This is a genomic window from Kaistella jeonii (genome assembly GCF_000812865.1).
Taxonomy (GTDB): Bacteria; Bacteroidota; Bacteroidia; order Flavobacteriales; family Weeksellaceae; genus Kaistella; species Kaistella jeonii.
The window spans coordinates 707744-723008 of record NZ_JSYL01000002.1; the positions used below are offsets into that span (position 1 = coordinate 707744).

Annotated in this window: 14 protein-coding genes; 3 read left to right on the forward strand and 11 right to left on the reverse strand. The window is 34.2% G+C overall.

Annotated features, from left to right (window positions below; translation table 11 throughout):
- Nucleotides 1–23: 23 nt before the first annotated feature.
- The gene (locus tag OA86_RS05940; protein ID WP_039350141.1) at nucleotides 24–581 is read left to right on the forward strand and encodes a Maf family protein; all 558 of its coding nucleotides are present in this window, start codon (nucleotides 24–26) and stop codon (nucleotides 579–581) included.
- Between the two features lie 92 nt (nucleotides 582–673).
- A complete protein-coding gene (gene porW, locus OA86_RS05945) occupies nucleotides 674–3220 on the forward strand; it encodes a type IX secretion system periplasmic lipoprotein PorW/SprE (RefSeq protein WP_177187108.1) in 2547 nt (848 codons plus the stop codon).
- Nucleotides 3221–3306: 86 nt separating this feature from the next.
- On the opposite strand, the gene tsaB is transcribed toward porW, so the two are convergent.
- The 8 genes from tsaB to rpiB are packed head-to-tail and all read right to left on the reverse strand — an operon-like array spanning nucleotide 3307 to nucleotide 9800.
- On the reverse strand, nucleotides 3307–3984 hold the full coding sequence (gene tsaB, locus OA86_RS05950; protein WP_039350142.1) for a tRNA (adenosine(37)-N6)-threonylcarbamoyltransferase complex dimerization subunit type 1 TsaB: 678 nt from the start codon (nucleotides 3982–3984) through the stop codon (nucleotides 3307–3309).
- Between the two features lie 30 nt (nucleotides 3985–4014).
- Nucleotides 4015–4773, reverse strand: coding sequence for an SDR family NAD(P)-dependent oxidoreductase (locus OA86_RS05955; RefSeq protein ID WP_039350145.1), 759 nt, complete (start codon nucleotides 4771–4773; stop codon nucleotides 4015–4017).
- A gap of 14 nt (nucleotides 4774–4787) precedes the next feature.
- Entirely contained in the window at nucleotides 4788–5159 is a 372-nt protein-coding gene (locus OA86_RS05960) for a YraN family protein (RefSeq protein WP_039350149.1), read from the reverse strand.
- A complete protein-coding gene (locus tag OA86_RS05965; RefSeq protein ID WP_039350154.1) occupies nucleotides 5159–5518 on the reverse strand; it encodes a DoxX family protein in 360 nt (119 codons plus the stop codon). The genes OA86_RS05960 and OA86_RS05965 overlap by 1 nt, the downstream gene beginning before the upstream one ends.
- Nucleotides 5518–6447, reverse strand: a complete 930-nt coding sequence (locus OA86_RS05970; RefSeq protein ID WP_039350158.1) for a S66 peptidase family protein — start codon at nucleotides 6445–6447, stop codon at nucleotides 5518–5520. The genes OA86_RS05965 and OA86_RS05970 overlap by 1 nt, the downstream gene beginning before the upstream one ends.
- Nucleotides 6444–7127 (reverse strand): LysE family translocator, encoded by a 684-nt coding sequence (locus OA86_RS05975; protein ID WP_039350161.1) that lies wholly within the window; start codon nucleotides 7125–7127, stop codon nucleotides 6444–6446. The genes OA86_RS05970 and OA86_RS05975 overlap by 4 nt, the downstream gene beginning before the upstream one ends.
- Before the next feature lie 57 nt (nucleotides 7128–7184).
- Complete coding sequence (gene rnr, locus OA86_RS05980; protein WP_039350165.1) at nucleotides 7185–9341, reverse strand: ribonuclease R; 2157 nt, start codon at nucleotides 9339–9341, stop codon at nucleotides 7185–7187.
- A 27-nt stretch (nucleotides 9342–9368) separates the two neighbouring features.
- Nucleotides 9369–9800, reverse strand: a complete 432-nt coding sequence (gene rpiB, locus OA86_RS05985) for a ribose 5-phosphate isomerase B (RefSeq protein WP_039350169.1) — start codon at nucleotides 9798–9800, stop codon at nucleotides 9369–9371.
- 675 nt (nucleotides 9801–10475) lie between these two features.
- Here rpiB and OA86_RS05990 point away from each other — a divergent pair.
- A complete protein-coding gene (locus OA86_RS05990; protein ID WP_039350171.1) occupies nucleotides 10476–11666 on the forward strand; it encodes a phosphoglycerate kinase in 1191 nt (396 codons plus the stop codon).
- A 262-nt stretch (nucleotides 11667–11928) separates the two neighbouring features.
- Here OA86_RS05990 and OA86_RS05995 read toward each other — a convergent pair whose 3' ends face one another.
- From OA86_RS05995 to ybeY, 3 genes are all read right to left on the reverse strand, one after another.
- Nucleotides 11929–12747, reverse strand: a complete 819-nt coding sequence (locus OA86_RS05995) for a class I SAM-dependent methyltransferase (protein WP_039350174.1) — start codon at nucleotides 12745–12747, stop codon at nucleotides 11929–11931.
- Nucleotides 12748–12838: 91 nt separating this feature from the next.
- Complete coding sequence (gene mnmG, locus OA86_RS06000; protein ID WP_039350176.1) at nucleotides 12839–14701, reverse strand: tRNA uridine-5-carboxymethylaminomethyl(34) synthesis enzyme MnmG; 1863 nt, start codon at nucleotides 14699–14701, stop codon at nucleotides 12839–12841.
- Between the two features lie 153 nt (nucleotides 14702–14854).
- On the reverse strand, nucleotides 14855–15262 hold the full coding sequence (gene ybeY, locus OA86_RS06005) for an rRNA maturation RNase YbeY (protein ID WP_039350179.1): 408 nt from the start codon (nucleotides 15260–15262) through the stop codon (nucleotides 14855–14857).
- Between the last annotated feature and the right edge of the window lie 3 nt (nucleotides 15263–15265).

Genomic DNA, 15265 nt, shown 5'->3' on the forward strand with positions numbered 1-15265 from the left:
TTTTACAATTCTAAAAATCATTCATGAAATTATTATTAGCCTCTAATTCCCCTCGTCGAAAAGAATTACTGCAAAATTTAGGATTTACTTTTGAGGTTGTTTCCATCGACTGTGAAGAAATTTATCCAGAAAATCTAGAGGTTGAAGAAATTGCGGAATATCTTTCGGAATTGAAAGCAAATGCTTTCCGCGGTCTAGAAAAAGACGAGATTTTAATAACTGCAGATACGATTGTAGCTTTAGAAAACGAAATCCTGGGAAAACCTAAAGATGAGGCAGAAGCAAGAAAAATGTTACGAAAACTTTCTGGGAAAACGCATCAGGTTTACACGGGTTTTACGATCAGAAGTTTAGAAAAAAATATTTCAAAAACAGATGTAGCTTCTGTAGAGATTGATGAATTAACAGATTTCGAAATTGATTTCTATATCAAAAATTACAAACCTTTTGACAAAGCAGGAAGTTATGGTGTTCAGGAGTGGCTTGGAATGGCAAAAATCAAAAAAATTGAGGGAAGTTATTATACGATAATGGGCTTTCCGACGCATTTGGTCTACTCCGTTTTAAAAGATTTTGAATAAGTAGCTTTCAAAAATAAAAAATCATTATTTTTACAACAAATTAATTGGCATTTTCTATACTAAAGTGCCGATTTCAAAGTTATTATGAAATAATGAAAAAAACGATACTCTTTCTTTTAGCAATCACGGTTCTCAGTTCCTGTTCTTCTCGTAAAAAGACGAATAGTTCTACCTTTATGAAGGGATTTTTCGCGTACTACAATACTCTTTTTAACAGTAAAGATGCTCTGGAAACTGAACTAAAAAATCGTGATAAAGCACACAGAGATAATTTTTACGCTCCATATATTCAATTATTGACTTACGATGAGCAACCTCTTGGAACGGAACTTGGATCTGCAAAAATGTTCAGCGATGACCCCGCTCCGACTGGAAAAATGGGCAATAGCGGACCAGGAACTCCGGGTGCAAACAACTTTGGAACTCCAGGTAGATCACAAAATTCTAATAATCCCGGAGTAAAAACGGGAGCCACCATTTTAGAAATTTCCGAAGCAAAAGCACTTCAAGCCATCGCGAAATATTCTGTAATGAAAGGCGGTGTAGAAAAGAACAAGGAAATTTTTAATGCAAATATATTATTGGCTCAAGCGAGAATTTATCAAAATAAACCTCTAGAAGCTTTAGATGGATTGAATTATATTTTTTCGAATATGCCGAAAGATAAAAGAATTCGTTTAGCGAAAATTTACCAAGGTCTCGCTTATTCAAAAATGGAAGACTACACAAGAGCCGAAGAGGTTTTTGCAGATCTGAAAAAAGAAAAACTCAAAAAAGATCAACGCAAATTACTTAGTATATATTACTCAGAAATGTTGCTTCACGCTGGGAAAAAAGAAGATGCGGTTGATGAACTGAGCGACGCTTATGCCATCAATAAAAACAGAAAACTTCGCAGTAGAATTGCTTTCCTTCGCGGACAGATTTTAGCCAATTTAGGAAAGAACGAAGAAGCGAGAGAAAGTTTTGTTTCCGCTTACAAAAATGCGAACAATTTCGAGTTCGAAGTAAAATCGCAAATTGAAATCGCCAAAACCTTTAATGGAAAAGGTGATGATTATGAAGGAGCCAAAGATTACTTGGCAAAAATCAGTAAAAAAGGAACTTATGCTTCCAGAAAAAATGAGTTTTATTATGCTTTGGGTTTAATGGCCAATAAAGCGGGAAAAAAAGAGGAAGCTAAAGCTTATTTTGCACAATCGTTAAAAGAAAAGATTTCCGATCCACAAATTCGTGGACTGAATTATTTTGAAATTGGAAAAGCCTATTTTGAAGACAGCGATTATCTTTCTGCCGGTGCTTATTACGATTCTGCTTTGGCCGTAATGAATTATGAACCTTCAAAAATATTGTTGACAGAACAGTCAAAAAACATCAAACAAGTTTCTAAAAATTATTATTTAATCAAGAAAAATGACAGCATTTTGGCGTTAGCAAGTATGCCGGAAACTGAAAAAATCGCTTATTTCACCAAATATATTGAGGGAATTAAATCAAAGGAAGCAAAAGAAGAACTGGAGAAAAAAAGAGCCGAACGCAGTAAAGGATTTGATACAGGAGATTATTCTGCTAATTCACCTTTCGCGGGAAATACCGGAGGATTTCAGGATTTTGGGGAAAGTAAGGGTGGCTTTTATTTTGCGAATCTGAGCACCGTTGCAAAGGGAGAATCCAGCTTTAAACAGTTGTGGGGAAATCGTTCCCTAAATGATAACTGGCGCACCTCTGCAAGAAGCAACACCATTGAAGATATGAAAAGTCAGGCGATGGGAATTACAAATGCACCTGACCCAAGAAGATTAGAACCTTCTTTTTACATTGAAAAAATTCCGACAGATCAAAAAGATATTTTTGCCTTGAAAAAAGCACGAGATACCGCAAGCTTAGGTTTAGGAAGAATGTATGAATCGTATTTTTCTGATGCGCCTCTTGCGACCAAAACACTTTATAATCTAGTAGATTCGAAACCCGAAGACGATTTAAAACTTCAGGCGCTTTATCAGATTTTTGCCATTAATTATGAAAAAAGTCCGAGTGCTGCTGATCGCGCAAAACAAATGATCCTTACTGAATATCCGTACACTTCTTATGCGGAATTTGTGAAAAACCCTAAAAATAATTCTTTCGCCAAGTCCTCTGAAGAAGTTGAGAAAGTATATGCAGAAGCTTTTGATCTGTATGCTAAAGAAAAATATGCGGAGAGTAAAGTTTTGATAGAATCATCTTTAGAAAAATATCCGAAAGATGCACTTGTTCCGAAATTTGCTTTGTTAAATGCCTTTAATGCAGGAAAAATTGCCGGAAAAGAAATTATGATTCTTCAGCTGGAGCAGATCGCGCTCAATTACGCCAGAACTCGGGAAGGTGAAAAAGCCATCGAAATGCTGAAATATTTGAAAAGTGACCTGGCTATTGAAACCACTGATGAAACTGGTAATAAATTGAATAATGGTGGTCCAGGAACGCCGGAGAATAAAGCTGATCAGGAAAACGGCGCACCAGTTCCAAGAGAACCTGTTGCAGAACCAATTCCGCGACGCCGCCCGCAGAATGATGGGAAAAATGAAATACAATCTCCAAAAACAAATCAGCTAGACATGGGAAGACCCATAGAAAAAACAGTTGACACGAAACTCTAATACTTAAAAAGCGAAGAATGATCTTCGCTTTTTTTATTCGTTCAATTTATGGAGAACAGCATTTCAAAATGCTTTCACAGTTTAAATTATTCTGATTTCTTTTTCTTAACGCCTTGAAAATCCTTTAAGTAAAACGGTTCAAAGTAAGCAACATCCTCAAATTCTTTTTTATTTAATTTATCGCAGGTTTTTTTTATTAAATATTTCGCGGAGGGAAATATCGTATCATCGTACTCGGCGGTAGAAATTTCAAGAATTTCCTTTGCCTTTTTGGCTCCGTCACCAACAAAGATTATTTTTTTCCCTTCAAATTTTTGAAAAGAAGATCCATCTAAAATTTTAGCTTCTGTCACTGTGACCATTTCGCCGGATTTTCCATCAAAATTAGCACAGTAAACCTCCATTCTTCTGGCATCAATTAACGGGATAATCAAATCGTACCCTTTATTTAAAAAAGGTTCGATCATCGTTTCTAAGGAATTTACAGCAAGAAGCGGAATTTGTAAACCGAAGCAGAAACCTTTCGCAGAAGAAGCGCCGATTCGCAATCCTGTGTACGATCCCGGTCCTTTTCCTAAACTTATTGCATCTAAATCCTGCAACGTGATTTTTGCGCCTTCTAAAGCCCATTGTACAAAAGTGTGCAAACTTTCAGACTGCTTATAATTTTCGGAAACTTCTTCGCACAAACATAACAATTCATCGCCATCAGAAATAGCAACAGAACAGTTTTTGGAGGAAGTTTCGATATGAAGTATTTTCATTTTTGAAAACAAATTAAAGGTATAAATTAATTACAAGCCAGCGTTTTTATAAACGGTGCGTGATTCAGCTTGCGCGCTCGGATAAATGGTTAAATCTGAAATACAAACGTGTTTCGGAGCATTGACACAATAGGAAATTGCATCGGCAATATCGGTGGGTTTTAAAGCTTGAAAACCTTGATAAACCATTTTTGCACGTTCTTCATCTCCTTTGAATCGAACCTTTGAGAAATCGGTTTCTGTTAATCCCGGTTGAAGATTAGTGACTTTGATACCAAATTCTGTAAGTTCCAAGCGCATTCCTTCTGAAATTACGTCAACGGCTTTTTTAGAGGCGCAGTATACTACTCCATTTGCGTAAGTTTGTCTTGCTGCGGTTGACGAAATATTTACAATATGACCGGATTTCTCGCTTTTCATTCTAGGAATAAAAAGTTTAGAAATGTAGAGAATTCCTTTTACGTTTCCATCTAACATCGCATCCCAATCATCAATGTTTCCGTTTTCTAATGAATCCATTCCATGAGCGTTTCCGGCATTATTGACTAAAACATCAATTTTTTTCCAGTTTTCCGGGAGAGAATGAATGGCTTTTTCAACTTGTGAAAATTCCCGAATATCGAAATTTAATGTGAATATTTCAGTATTTGCAGAAAGGTCAGTTTTCATTTGATTCAAAACTTCTACATTTCGACCACATATAATGAGTCTATAATTTTGTTTTGCGAGTAATTCTGCGGTAGCTTTCCCTATTCCGGAAGTTGCTCCAGTTATTAATGCTGTTTTCATTTTGATTGATATTTTTAATTCGCATCGAAACTCTGAAAGGCGTCTTCGATGTGATTGATTTGTAATTTTCCTGATGCATCCGGAAGAACCGTAATAATGTCAAAACGGACTTCTTTGTCAATAGAATTTTCGTTCATGAAAAAGTCTGAGCAAAGTAAAATGGCTTTTATTTTCTTTTTAGTCACCGCTTCTTGAGGTTCAATAAGCGTATCATAACTTCTTGCTTTTACTTCTACAACCACGATCAGATTTTCAAATTCTGTTACAATGTCTATTTCTGCTCTCTGATAACGAAAGTTTCTGACCAAAATTTTATAATTTTTTTTGGTCAAATAATCAGCAGCTAAATCTTCTGCAAGGTTTCCGAAATCATTGTGTTCTGCCATTATTTAATAAATTGATAAGCCCACCAAATCATCAAAAACTGAAGTGGTAAACGCAATAAAGTGAACCAAAATCCTTTCTTTTTCTTAACATAATATTTACGGGACATTTCAATATTGGCTGGAAAAACCGCTATTAATAAAACTATAGTTAAATAAGCGCCGAGATTAGTTGTTGCTGGAAAAAGCAATAAAATACCACAAATTATTTCTGCAATGCCACTTAAAATTATTAAAGTACGATGCGCCGGAAGATAAGCCGGCATTATTTTTATGTAGAAATTTGGCTTTAGGAAATGCAAAATTCCTGCGATTATAAGCAATATCGCAAAGATATATTTTGAAATTTCCAGCATTTCCATTAGAATTCGATTGTTGTTTTTTCAGCGACTTTCATTTTAATACTTGCACCGATAATTAAAGGGCGGTTATCACGAATATGTCCGTTCGGAAAACCAAATGCAGTGGGGAAATCATATTTTGAAATTCGCTCGGATACGATTTTGTAAGCAAAATTATCGAAACTTTCTTCGTAGCTTTTATTGTCTTCTTCATCGCCCATATTGGTCATTCCTCCTATAATTAAACCTTTAATATTTCGAAAAACTCCTGCCAGATCTAAACTGATCAACATTCGGTCTAAAGCATAAAAATTCTCGCCGATATCTTCAATAAAAAGGATTTTATCTTTAAAATTAAAAGAATAATTCGTGCCCAAAAGTGCATAAACTAACGCTAGATTTCCGCCTACCAAAGTGCCTTCTGCAAATCCATCTCTATTAAATTGCGTTTTATCAATTACATATTTGGGTCTTTTACCTTCTAAAACATCAAAGATTAAATTATAACTTTCATCAGTTACTCCAAAACTGGATGTTTTGATGGTTTGACCATGAATTGACACGAAATTATTTTTTAATAAAAAACTCTGAACAACGGTGTTATCAGAATATCCAATATACCATTTCGGATTTTGTTTGAATTTGGAAAGTTTTAAATGTCGCAATAAATGTTGACAACCATAACCACCTCTTGAAGCCCAAATTGCTCCAATTTTTTCATTATTAAACGCCCAGTTCACCTCCTGAATTCGTTCCTTTTCAGTTCCCGCATAATTGTAACCGTTGGAAAATTTGGTATAAAGATGTTTTCCGAGTACGGGTTCATACCCTTTTGATTCAATCAGTTTTAATCCTTTTTCCAATTGGGATTCTTCAACTGCACCTGCAGGAGAAATGATCGCAATTTTATCTCCTTTTTTTAAAGATGTAGGGAAAATTACTTTTTTCATTTGTGCATCATTTTTTGCTCCGTTTTTTCTGCATCTTCAAGCCTTCTGTCGAACTGGTTGAATTTTTTGAAACTCTGCAAGAATATAAAAATACTGAATGCAATTAAAATAAACCCCACCAGTTTCCGAATTTGATTGGTCAATCTTTGGGTAAGACGATCATGGAATTGTTTCGCCAGATAAATTTTGAAAAAATCAATGACCAGATAAGTTCCCACTACCAATGCCATATACAAGAGAAAATCATCGAGTCCCGGATACGCATTTCGCACCGAAATGACAGTAACCAACCAAAATAAAACGACTCCAATATTGAGAATATTAAAGAAAAAACCATTGAAAAAAGTTTTCATATAGTTTTGGTTGATCATTTTTTCTTCACTTACTAAGTGCATTTTGGTTTTGGAAACAATCATATAAACCGCATAAATCAGAATAATAAAAGCGGTGATCCGATAAAAACCGGGGTGTTTATCGATGATTTCAACCAAATCACCGCTCGCAAAAAATGCTGCAGTGATACATAAAATATCTGCACAAATCACACCCAAATCTAAGGCTAAAGCATGTTTAGGACCTCTGGAAAAACTTGTTTCAATCAACAGGAAAAATATGGGTCCAATAAAAACCAGACTTAACATAATTCCTAAACCGATCGCGGAGAAAATGAGTTCTAACATAAAGAAATTATCTTAACGTTTTTTTGTTATTCCTTTAACTATTTATAGAAGAAGGATTTATGAATTGATAATTTTGAAATCTAATTGTTTTTGAATTAAATTAGCTTTCATTACTTTGATGGTTACTTTGTCACCTAATTGGTATTGATTTCCTGTTCGACTTCCTTGAACTAAATGATTTTTTTGATCATAAGTATAAGAATCATCCATTAAATCACGAAGTTTAATCAAACCTTCTGCTCCATTTTCTGGAATTTGCACCCAGAAACCAAAATCAGCAACACCCGAAATAACGCCAGTAAAATCTTCGCCCAAATGTTTCTCCATAAATTTCACCTGCATAAACTTTATAGAATCTCGCTCTGCATCTGCAGCCAAACGTTCCATAGAACTGCAATGTTTGCATTTTTCTTCGTATTCCTGTTTGCTCGGTGATTTTCCTCCATCTAAATAATGTTGTAAAAGTCGGTGTGCAATTAAATCAGGATATCGTCGAATTGGTGAGGTAAAGTGTGAATAATAATCGAATCCTAAACCGTAATGTCCGATCGGATTTGTAGAATAAATTGCTTTACTCATAGATCTCATCGCTAAAGTTTCGATCATGTTTTCTTCCCCTTTTCCTTTTACTTCGCTCAATAATTTATTTAAAGATTGTGCTACTTTCTTAGTGTTTGCGAGATCCATTTTATAACCAAATGTTCCTACAAAATCGCGCAAAGCTTCTAATTTAGTTGGATCTGGATCATCGTGAATTCTATAAATAAAAGTAAGATCTGTTGGAGCACCACCTTTTTTAAGAGAAACAAATTCGGAAACTTTACGGTTTGCCAACAACATAAATTCCTCAATTAAATGATTGGAATCTTTGCTTACTTTAAAGTAAACACCGATTGGTTGGCTGTTTTCATCTAAATTAAAACGAACTTCGCTTCTGTCAAAAGTAATAGCGCCTTCATCAATTCTTCTTTTACGGAGAATTTTTGCCAAACGATCTAAAACTAAAATTTCTTCCGTCAGATCTCCGGTTTGAGTTTCAATCCTTTCCTGTGCATCTTCGTAAGAAAATCTGCGATCGGAGTGTGTAACTGTTCTACCAAACCATTCGTTTTGAACTTCAGAATTTTCATTCAGTTCAAAAACTGCGGAGAACGTATATTTATCTTCATTAGGACGAAGCGAACACACCTCGTTACTCAGAACTTCGGGAAGCATCGGAACAACGCGATCGACCAAATAAACGGAAGTTGCGCGATCATAAGCTTCATCATCGAGCAAAGTTCCGGGAACAACATAATGCGAAACATCGGCAATATGAACACCGATTTCCCAGTTTCCGTTGTCTAGTTTTTGTATGGAAAGTGCATCATCAAAATCTTTGGCATCTTTTGGATCAATGGTAAAAGTGCAGACATTTCGCATGTCGCGCCTTTTTTCTACTTCTTTTCCGCCAATTGATTTATCAATATTTTGAGCTTCATTTTCTACCTCTTCGGGGAATGCATAAGGCAAACCGTATTCGGCTAAAATAGAGTGAATTTCTGTTTCGTGATCTCCGGGAATTCCAAGAACTTTGATGATTTCTCCTGTCGGATTTTTTTCTCCCGCTCTCCACTCTGTCATTTTTACAACGACTTTATCCCCGTCTTTTGCACCGCCTATTTTTCCAAGTGGTACAAAAATATCAGTATTGATGTGCTTTTTATCACAAACTACAAAACCGAATTCCTTATGTTTGATGAGCTGAAAAGTTCCGACAAATTGATCGCGTTTTCTTTCCAAAACTTCCAAAACGGAACCTTCCATTTTTTTACCTTTGAAATTATAGGTAACAATCAATACTTTATCACCTTGTATTGCATCCTTCACATTTTTGGAATGAATGAATACATCATCTTCAATTCCATCGATTCTTACATAAGCATTTCCGGCTTGGTTGAAATCGATTGTTCCGGTTAAAGTTCCTTCTATATTAAGATTCAGGATATATTTTCCTTTTTCAGTTTCAATGATTTTTTTCTCAGAGAGCAGTTTGTGCAAAGACTGAATTACCTGTTCTCTTTGTCTCGGATTTTTATAATCGATGCCATCTGCAATTTGCTTGTAGTTGTAGATCTTCTCCGAATTTTTGTTCATAAAATTAAAAATCAAACTACCAATTTCCTGGAGTTTGTTGTTGTTTTTTGATGATATGAATTTGCTTTTTTTAGCCATATATTAAGTTGTGTTTTGAATAGTGAGTTAGCAAAAAGCAATTTTATCTACTCTATTTTGATGTCTTCCACCTTCGAAATCGGTCGTAAGAAATTTTTCAACGATATCAATTGCCAACTCGCTTGATATAAAACGTGCAGGAAGTGCGATCATATTTGCATTATTATGTTGTCTTGCTAATTCTGCCAGTTCTGTTTCCCAGCATAAAGCACATCGAATTCCCTGGTGCTTGTTCGCTGTAATCGCAACTCCTTCGCCACTTCCACAGATAAGAATTCCCAGTTCATTCTCTTTATTTTCTACAGAGGTTGCAGTTGGATGGACGAAATCTGGATAATCTACAGAGTCTTTAGAAAAAGTCCCGAAATCCTGCACTTCATATTGACCTTTCAGATGTTTTTTGATGATTTCCTTGTATTCGAATCCTGCATGATCGCAAGCAATAGCAATTTTTTTCATTTTTAAATGTAATTTTATCAATTTACAATTCTTACAAATTTAATACTATTAATATAAATAGGGTTTGATTGAATCTTAAAAATTTCGCTATTGAATGAAATTTAATTAAAACTTTTGTTGCTAAAAATAGAAATATTCGGAAAGTTCACTAAAAAATCTAGACGTAGGACCGTAAATAGAGTGAAACTTCACGCCAAAAAAAAATCATTATAAAATGTTAGCATAATCTCGAATTGATGTGGATAAGTAAATAAAACAAATCCTTTTCGCATTCATTTTTAATTCATACTGCAATTACTTTTTAGATTACGACCAAAATAGTTAGATAAAGTTTAAGAACTAAAATGAAGGTCTTTTCAATACTTAAATTATTAATAGAGTAAAAAATCATGTGTTATTGACAATAGTGTAAAAGCTAAGTAAATACTTATAAACCAATTTATTAACTTGTTAGTAAAATATGAAATACACTGCTACTACTTGTGGTAAAATATTTGCAATTTATTTCTCCCCAAATACACAAACTACAACAACACTATTCATTTTCTTTTTTTAATAAAAGAAGATAATGTAGATAAAATGAGTTAATGGGGATTGTGGAATTTTAAGGGAAATTAAATTTTTATTCGAGCAAATTAATCCTAAATTTGTGAAACTTAAAAGCAGGAAAAAACTATGAAAACAATTAACGATTTTAATTTTAAAGATAAAAAAGCATTGGTGAGGGTCGATTTTAACGTTCCGCAAAGTGCAGACTTGAAAGTTACGGATAATAGCCGGATTCAGGCTGTAAAACCAACTATTGATAAGATTTTGAACGATGGAGGTTCTGTTATTTTGATGACCCATTTGGGTAGGCCAAAAGGTAAAGTTTCTGAAGAATTTTCTTTGAAAAATATTGTCCCCGAAATTGAAAAAGTTTTAGGTAAACAAGTTCAGTTTTGTCCAGATTGCATTGGAGCAGACGCTGAAAATATGACGAGAAATTTAAAACCAGGAGAAATTCTTTTGTTAGAAAACCTACGTTTTTATAATGAGGAGGAAAATGGTGATGTGCAGTTTGCAGAAAAATTATCAAAATATGGAAACGCCTATGTGAATGATGCCTTTGGAACTGCGCACAGGGAACATGCTTCTACTGCTGTAATTGCACAATTTTTTCCTTCAACTAAATTTTTCGGTTTATTGATGGAAAAAGAATTAAATGCGATTGATAAAGTACTGAAAAGTGGAGAGAAACCTGTTCTTGCGATTTTGGGAGGATCAAAAGTTTCAACAAAAATTACTATTATTGAAAATATTTTGCCTGCAATTGATCATTTAATTATTGGTGGTGGTATGGCTTTCACCTTTGTCAAAGCTCTGGGTGGACAAATTGGAAACTCATTGGTTGAAACAGATAAATTACAGTTAGCGCTAGAAATTTTGGAAAAAGCAAAAGTGCAGAACGTAAAAGTTCATTTGCCTGTAGATATTATTATTGCCGATGAATTTGGCAATGATGCAGAAACTAAAGAAGTTGATGTTTACGATATTCCTGATGGTTGGATGGGATTAGATGCTGGTAGGAAAACAAGATTATTGAATCATGACGTGATTATGAATTCGAGAACAATATTGTGGAATGGACCGATTGGCGTTTTTGAAATGCCTAATTTTTCTTCTGGTACAATCGCGTTGGGTGACAGTATTGCCGAAGCAACCGAACAAGGAGCTTTCTCATTAGTTGGGGGAGGAGACAGTGTAGCGTTTGTAAAACAATTCGGTTATGAAGATAAAGTAAGTTATGTTTCAACCGGTGGAGGAGCAATGCTTGAGAGTTTAGAAGGAAAAGAACTTCCGGGAGTAAAAGCAATTAATCATTAAATAACTAAAATTTTAGTTTAGTAGATAAAAAGGTTTCCAAGTTTCGGGAACCTTTTTTATTTAATTTTTTTGTGAAGTATTTTTTCTAAAATATATTTTTACAATTAGTATTATATTTTTTAATGTTTGAGAATAATATATTCTGAGAAAATGTATATCTAATATTTACTAAATGTTACTTTCGATATATTTTTTTGAAAAGTTACGATTTTCGGAAAAGTAAGAGAAATTGGCCTTCAGAAATAGCTTTAAAATCAAAAAACTATTTTTTTTCGATTACGTATATCAAACTTGAATATTCGCCAGTTTTTAAAGCTTTAAAATTAGAAATGCTTCCGAAAATCATTCCTTTAATCCAAAATAAGCTTGACTTCTTGTATTTTTCACTGAGCATGGAAATATAAAAGGAATCGAGTAGGAGAGGTTTGATTTTTTTTATTTTCCAATTTTCATTATTCATTAATTTTTCCATTCCTAATTTTGTGAAATGATAAATATGTCGCGGTACATCATAAGCAGCCCAAAATTCTTTATAATGTTGCGCATCGAATGAAGTAGGATTAGGAATTGCAATAATTAATAAACCGTTGATTTTCAGTTTATTATGAAATATTTTTAAGATATCTTCTTGATTATCAATATGTTCAAATACATGCCATAAAGTGATTGCATCTAAACTTCCGTTTTCGATAGAATTTAAATCACTTAAAATTTTTGTTTTTGATAATTTCTCAGAGGCAAAATTTCTTGCTGAATTATTAGGTTCTAAGCCTAAGGTTTTAAAATCGTTTTCAATGAACTTTAGAAATTCACCAGCACCACATCCATAGTCCAGAACTTTTGCGTTTGAAGGTAACTCATTTTTTAAGATATCTTTTTTATATTTTAAATTAAAACCTTGTAAGAACTTATAGAGTTTTTCTTTTAGACTTCCCGAATCCTGATGGTGCGAAATGTAATCTACACTATCATAATATTTATCCAGGTTGGTAGGAATTGGAAATGTTTTGTAAACACCTTTTGCTTCCGTTTCCTTTATTTCGAATATTTCCTGGGTTAAAAAATGATCTTTAATTTTCATTTAATAGTCGTCTGTTTTTGGAATTGATTTCTTTAAGTTTGATCTTAATCGGTGATTGCATTTAGAATGTTTCACGTGAAACATTCTAAATTTATCTTCCTAAAAAGATAAGAAGAACATTAATATCTGCCGGCGAAACTCCACTGATTCTTCCTGCCTGTGCAATGGATTGTGGTTTCACTTTATTTAGTTTTTGTTTGGCTTCAGATGATAAGGAATTGATGTTGGTGTAATCAAAACCCTCTGGAATCTTAATCGTTTCTAAACGGTTTAGTTTTGCAACGTTTTCCCTTTCTTTTTCGATGTAACCTCTGTATTTAATATTTATTTCTGCCTGCTCTTTTACTTCTTGCGAAAAATCACCTATCTTTTCATTGATAAAATCAATTTCCTCTAATTTATCTAAGGTCATATTTGGTCTCGTTAAAATCTGTGAAGCACGATAAGCCTGATCAACAGGAGAGGATTCTATACTTGCTAAGATAGGATTTATAATGCCAGGTTTTAAAGAGGTTTCTTTTAAATAATCTTCTAACTGATTGCTTTTAGCAATTTTCTCTTCTACATTTCTAAGTCTCGTTTCATCAGCTAAACCTAATTGATATGCTTTTTCGGTTAAGCGAATATCTGCATTATCCTGTCTTAAAAGCAATCGATATTCTGCTCGGGAAGTAAACATTCTGTAAGGTTCTTCGGTTCCTTTTGTAATTAAATCGTCAATTAAAACTCCAATATAAGCTTCATCGCGGTTTAATATAAATTCACCTTTATCATGCACCTTATTGTGCGCATTAATTCCTGCCATTAAACCTTGTCCTGCCGCTTCTTCATAACCAGTTGTACCATTTATCTGTCCGGCAAAGTATAGATTTTGAATTAATTTCGTCTCTAAAGTATGATATAATTGAGTAGGAGGGAAGTAGTCATATTCTATTGCATATCCTGGTCTGAACACCTTCACATTTTGGAAACCCGGAATATATTTCATCGCTTTGATTTGAATATCTTCAGGAAGAGAAGAACTAAATCCATTAACGTAGATCTCAACGGTTCTCCAACCTTCTGGTTCTACAAATAATTGATGGCGATTCCTCTCTGCAAAACGATTGATTTTATCCTCAATACTAGGACAATATCGTGGACCAGTACTTTGTATTGTTCCATTAAACATGGGGCTTCTATCGAATCCTTCCCGTAAAATATCGTGTACCGTTTCATTGGTATATACAATATGACAACTTAGTTGTTTTGTGAGTTTTGGGGTATCTGAATAGGAGAATTTATGAGGTTTTTCGTCGCCTTTTTGTTCTTCCATTTTTGAATAATCTAAACTTCTGCCGTCAACTCTTGGTGGAGTTCCAGTTTTCATTCGACCAGATTCAAAACCTAGTGATACGAGCTGTTCTGTGATCCCAGAAGCTTTTGGTTCTCCCATTCTTCCCCCGCCTAGCTGTTTATCACCTACGTGAATTAAACCGTTTAAGAAGGTTCCATTGGTTAGAACGACGGATTTTGCTTTGATTTTTATTCCTAAACTCGTAATTACTCCAACTACTTTGTGATTTTCTATGATAAGGCTTTTAACCATATCCTGAAAAAAGTCGAGATTATTCGTATTTTCCAAAGCGTATCTCCATTCTTCAGCAAATAACATTCTATCATTTTGTGTTCTTGGAGACCACATTGCAGGACCTTTTGATAGATTTAACATCTTGAACTGGATCGCTGATTTGTCTGCAATTATTCCGGAATAACCTCCCATTGCATCAATTTCCCGAACGATTTGTCCTTTTGCAATTCCGCCCATCGCAGGGTTGCAAGACATTTGTCCGATTGTTTGCATGTTCATTGTAATTAGTAAGGTTTTGGAACCCAAATTTGCGGCTGCTGCTGCTGCTTCAGATCCTGCGTGTCCTGCTCCTACTACGATAACGTCGTATATTTCGCTTATCATTTGTTTATTGATAAATGAGTTAATTTTTGAAATGTTTCACGTGAAACATTAATTTTTGTTCATAATTAGTTGTGTTTTTAGCCCCGATGGGAACGGTATCCTATTGTGCAGCGGAGCGGAACAATAGATATAGTGGACAGCGGGAAAAAGCTCCTAAAAAATAGACAAATAATAATCTTCTTTACTGCGCATTTCGGAAATTTCTTCTTCCGTTTTATCCTTATAACCGCAGAGATGTAAAATACCATGAGCTAAAACGCGAAGTAATTCAGAATCAAACGCTTTGGATAACGAAGAAGCGTTCTCTAAAATGCGGGGCAAAGATACAAAAATATCTGCTGAAATGGTTTTGCCCTTCACATAATCAAATGTAATCACATCTGTATAATAATCGTGCTGGAGAAAATCACGATTTACCTTTAGAAGGTGCTCGTCATCACAAAATATGTAATTAATTTCACCTGGTTTCTTATGTTCTGATATAATAAGTTGCTCCAACCAAATTTCTGTATTTGTTGGGAGAGGAATTTCATTTAAATTTTCGAAGAAAAATTGTATCATATA

Coding starts and splice junctions, on each gene's coding strand:
- OA86_RS05940 (WP_039350141.1), top strand. CDS start 24: ATGAAATTATTATTAGCCTCTAATTCCCCTCGTCGAAAAGAATTACTG.
- porW (WP_177187108.1), top strand. CDS start 674: ATGAAAAAAACGATACTCTTTCTTTTAGCAATCACGGTTCTCAGTTCC.
- tsaB (WP_039350142.1), bottom strand. CDS start 3,984: ATGAAAATACTTCATATCGAAACTTCCTCCAAAAACTGTTCTGTTGCT.
- OA86_RS05955 (WP_039350145.1), bottom strand. CDS start 4,773: ATGAAAACAGCATTAATAACTGGAGCAACTTCCGGAATAGGGAAAGCT.
- OA86_RS05960 (WP_039350149.1), bottom strand. CDS start 5,159: ATGGCAGAACACAATGATTTCGGAAACCTTGCAGAAGATTTAGCTGCT.
- OA86_RS05965 (WP_039350154.1), bottom strand. CDS start 5,518: ATGGAAATGCTGGAAATTTCAAAATATATCTTTGCGATATTGCTTATA.
- OA86_RS05970 (WP_039350158.1), bottom strand. CDS start 6,447: ATGAAAAAAGTAATTTTCCCTACATCTTTAAAAAAAGGAGATAAAATT.
- OA86_RS05975 (WP_039350161.1), bottom strand. CDS start 7,127: ATGTTAGAACTCATTTTCTCCGCGATCGGTTTAGGAATTATGTTAAGT.
- rnr (WP_039350165.1), bottom strand. CDS start 9,341: ATGGCTAAAAAAAGCAAATTCATATCATCAAAAAACAACAACAAACTC.
- rpiB (WP_039350169.1), bottom strand. CDS start 9,800: ATGAAAAAAATTGCTATTGCTTGCGATCATGCAGGATTCGAATACAAG.
- OA86_RS05990 (WP_039350171.1), top strand. CDS start 10,476: ATGAAAACAATTAACGATTTTAATTTTAAAGATAAAAAAGCATTGGTG.
- OA86_RS05995 (WP_039350174.1), bottom strand. CDS start 12,747: ATGAAAATTAAAGATCATTTTTTAACCCAGGAAATATTCGAAATAAAG.
- mnmG (WP_039350176.1), bottom strand. CDS start 14,701: ATGATAAGCGAAATATACGACGTTATCGTAGTAGGAGCAGGACACGCA.
- ybeY (WP_039350179.1), bottom strand. CDS start 15,262: ATGATACAATTTTTCTTCGAAAATTTAAATGAAATTCCTCTCCCAACA.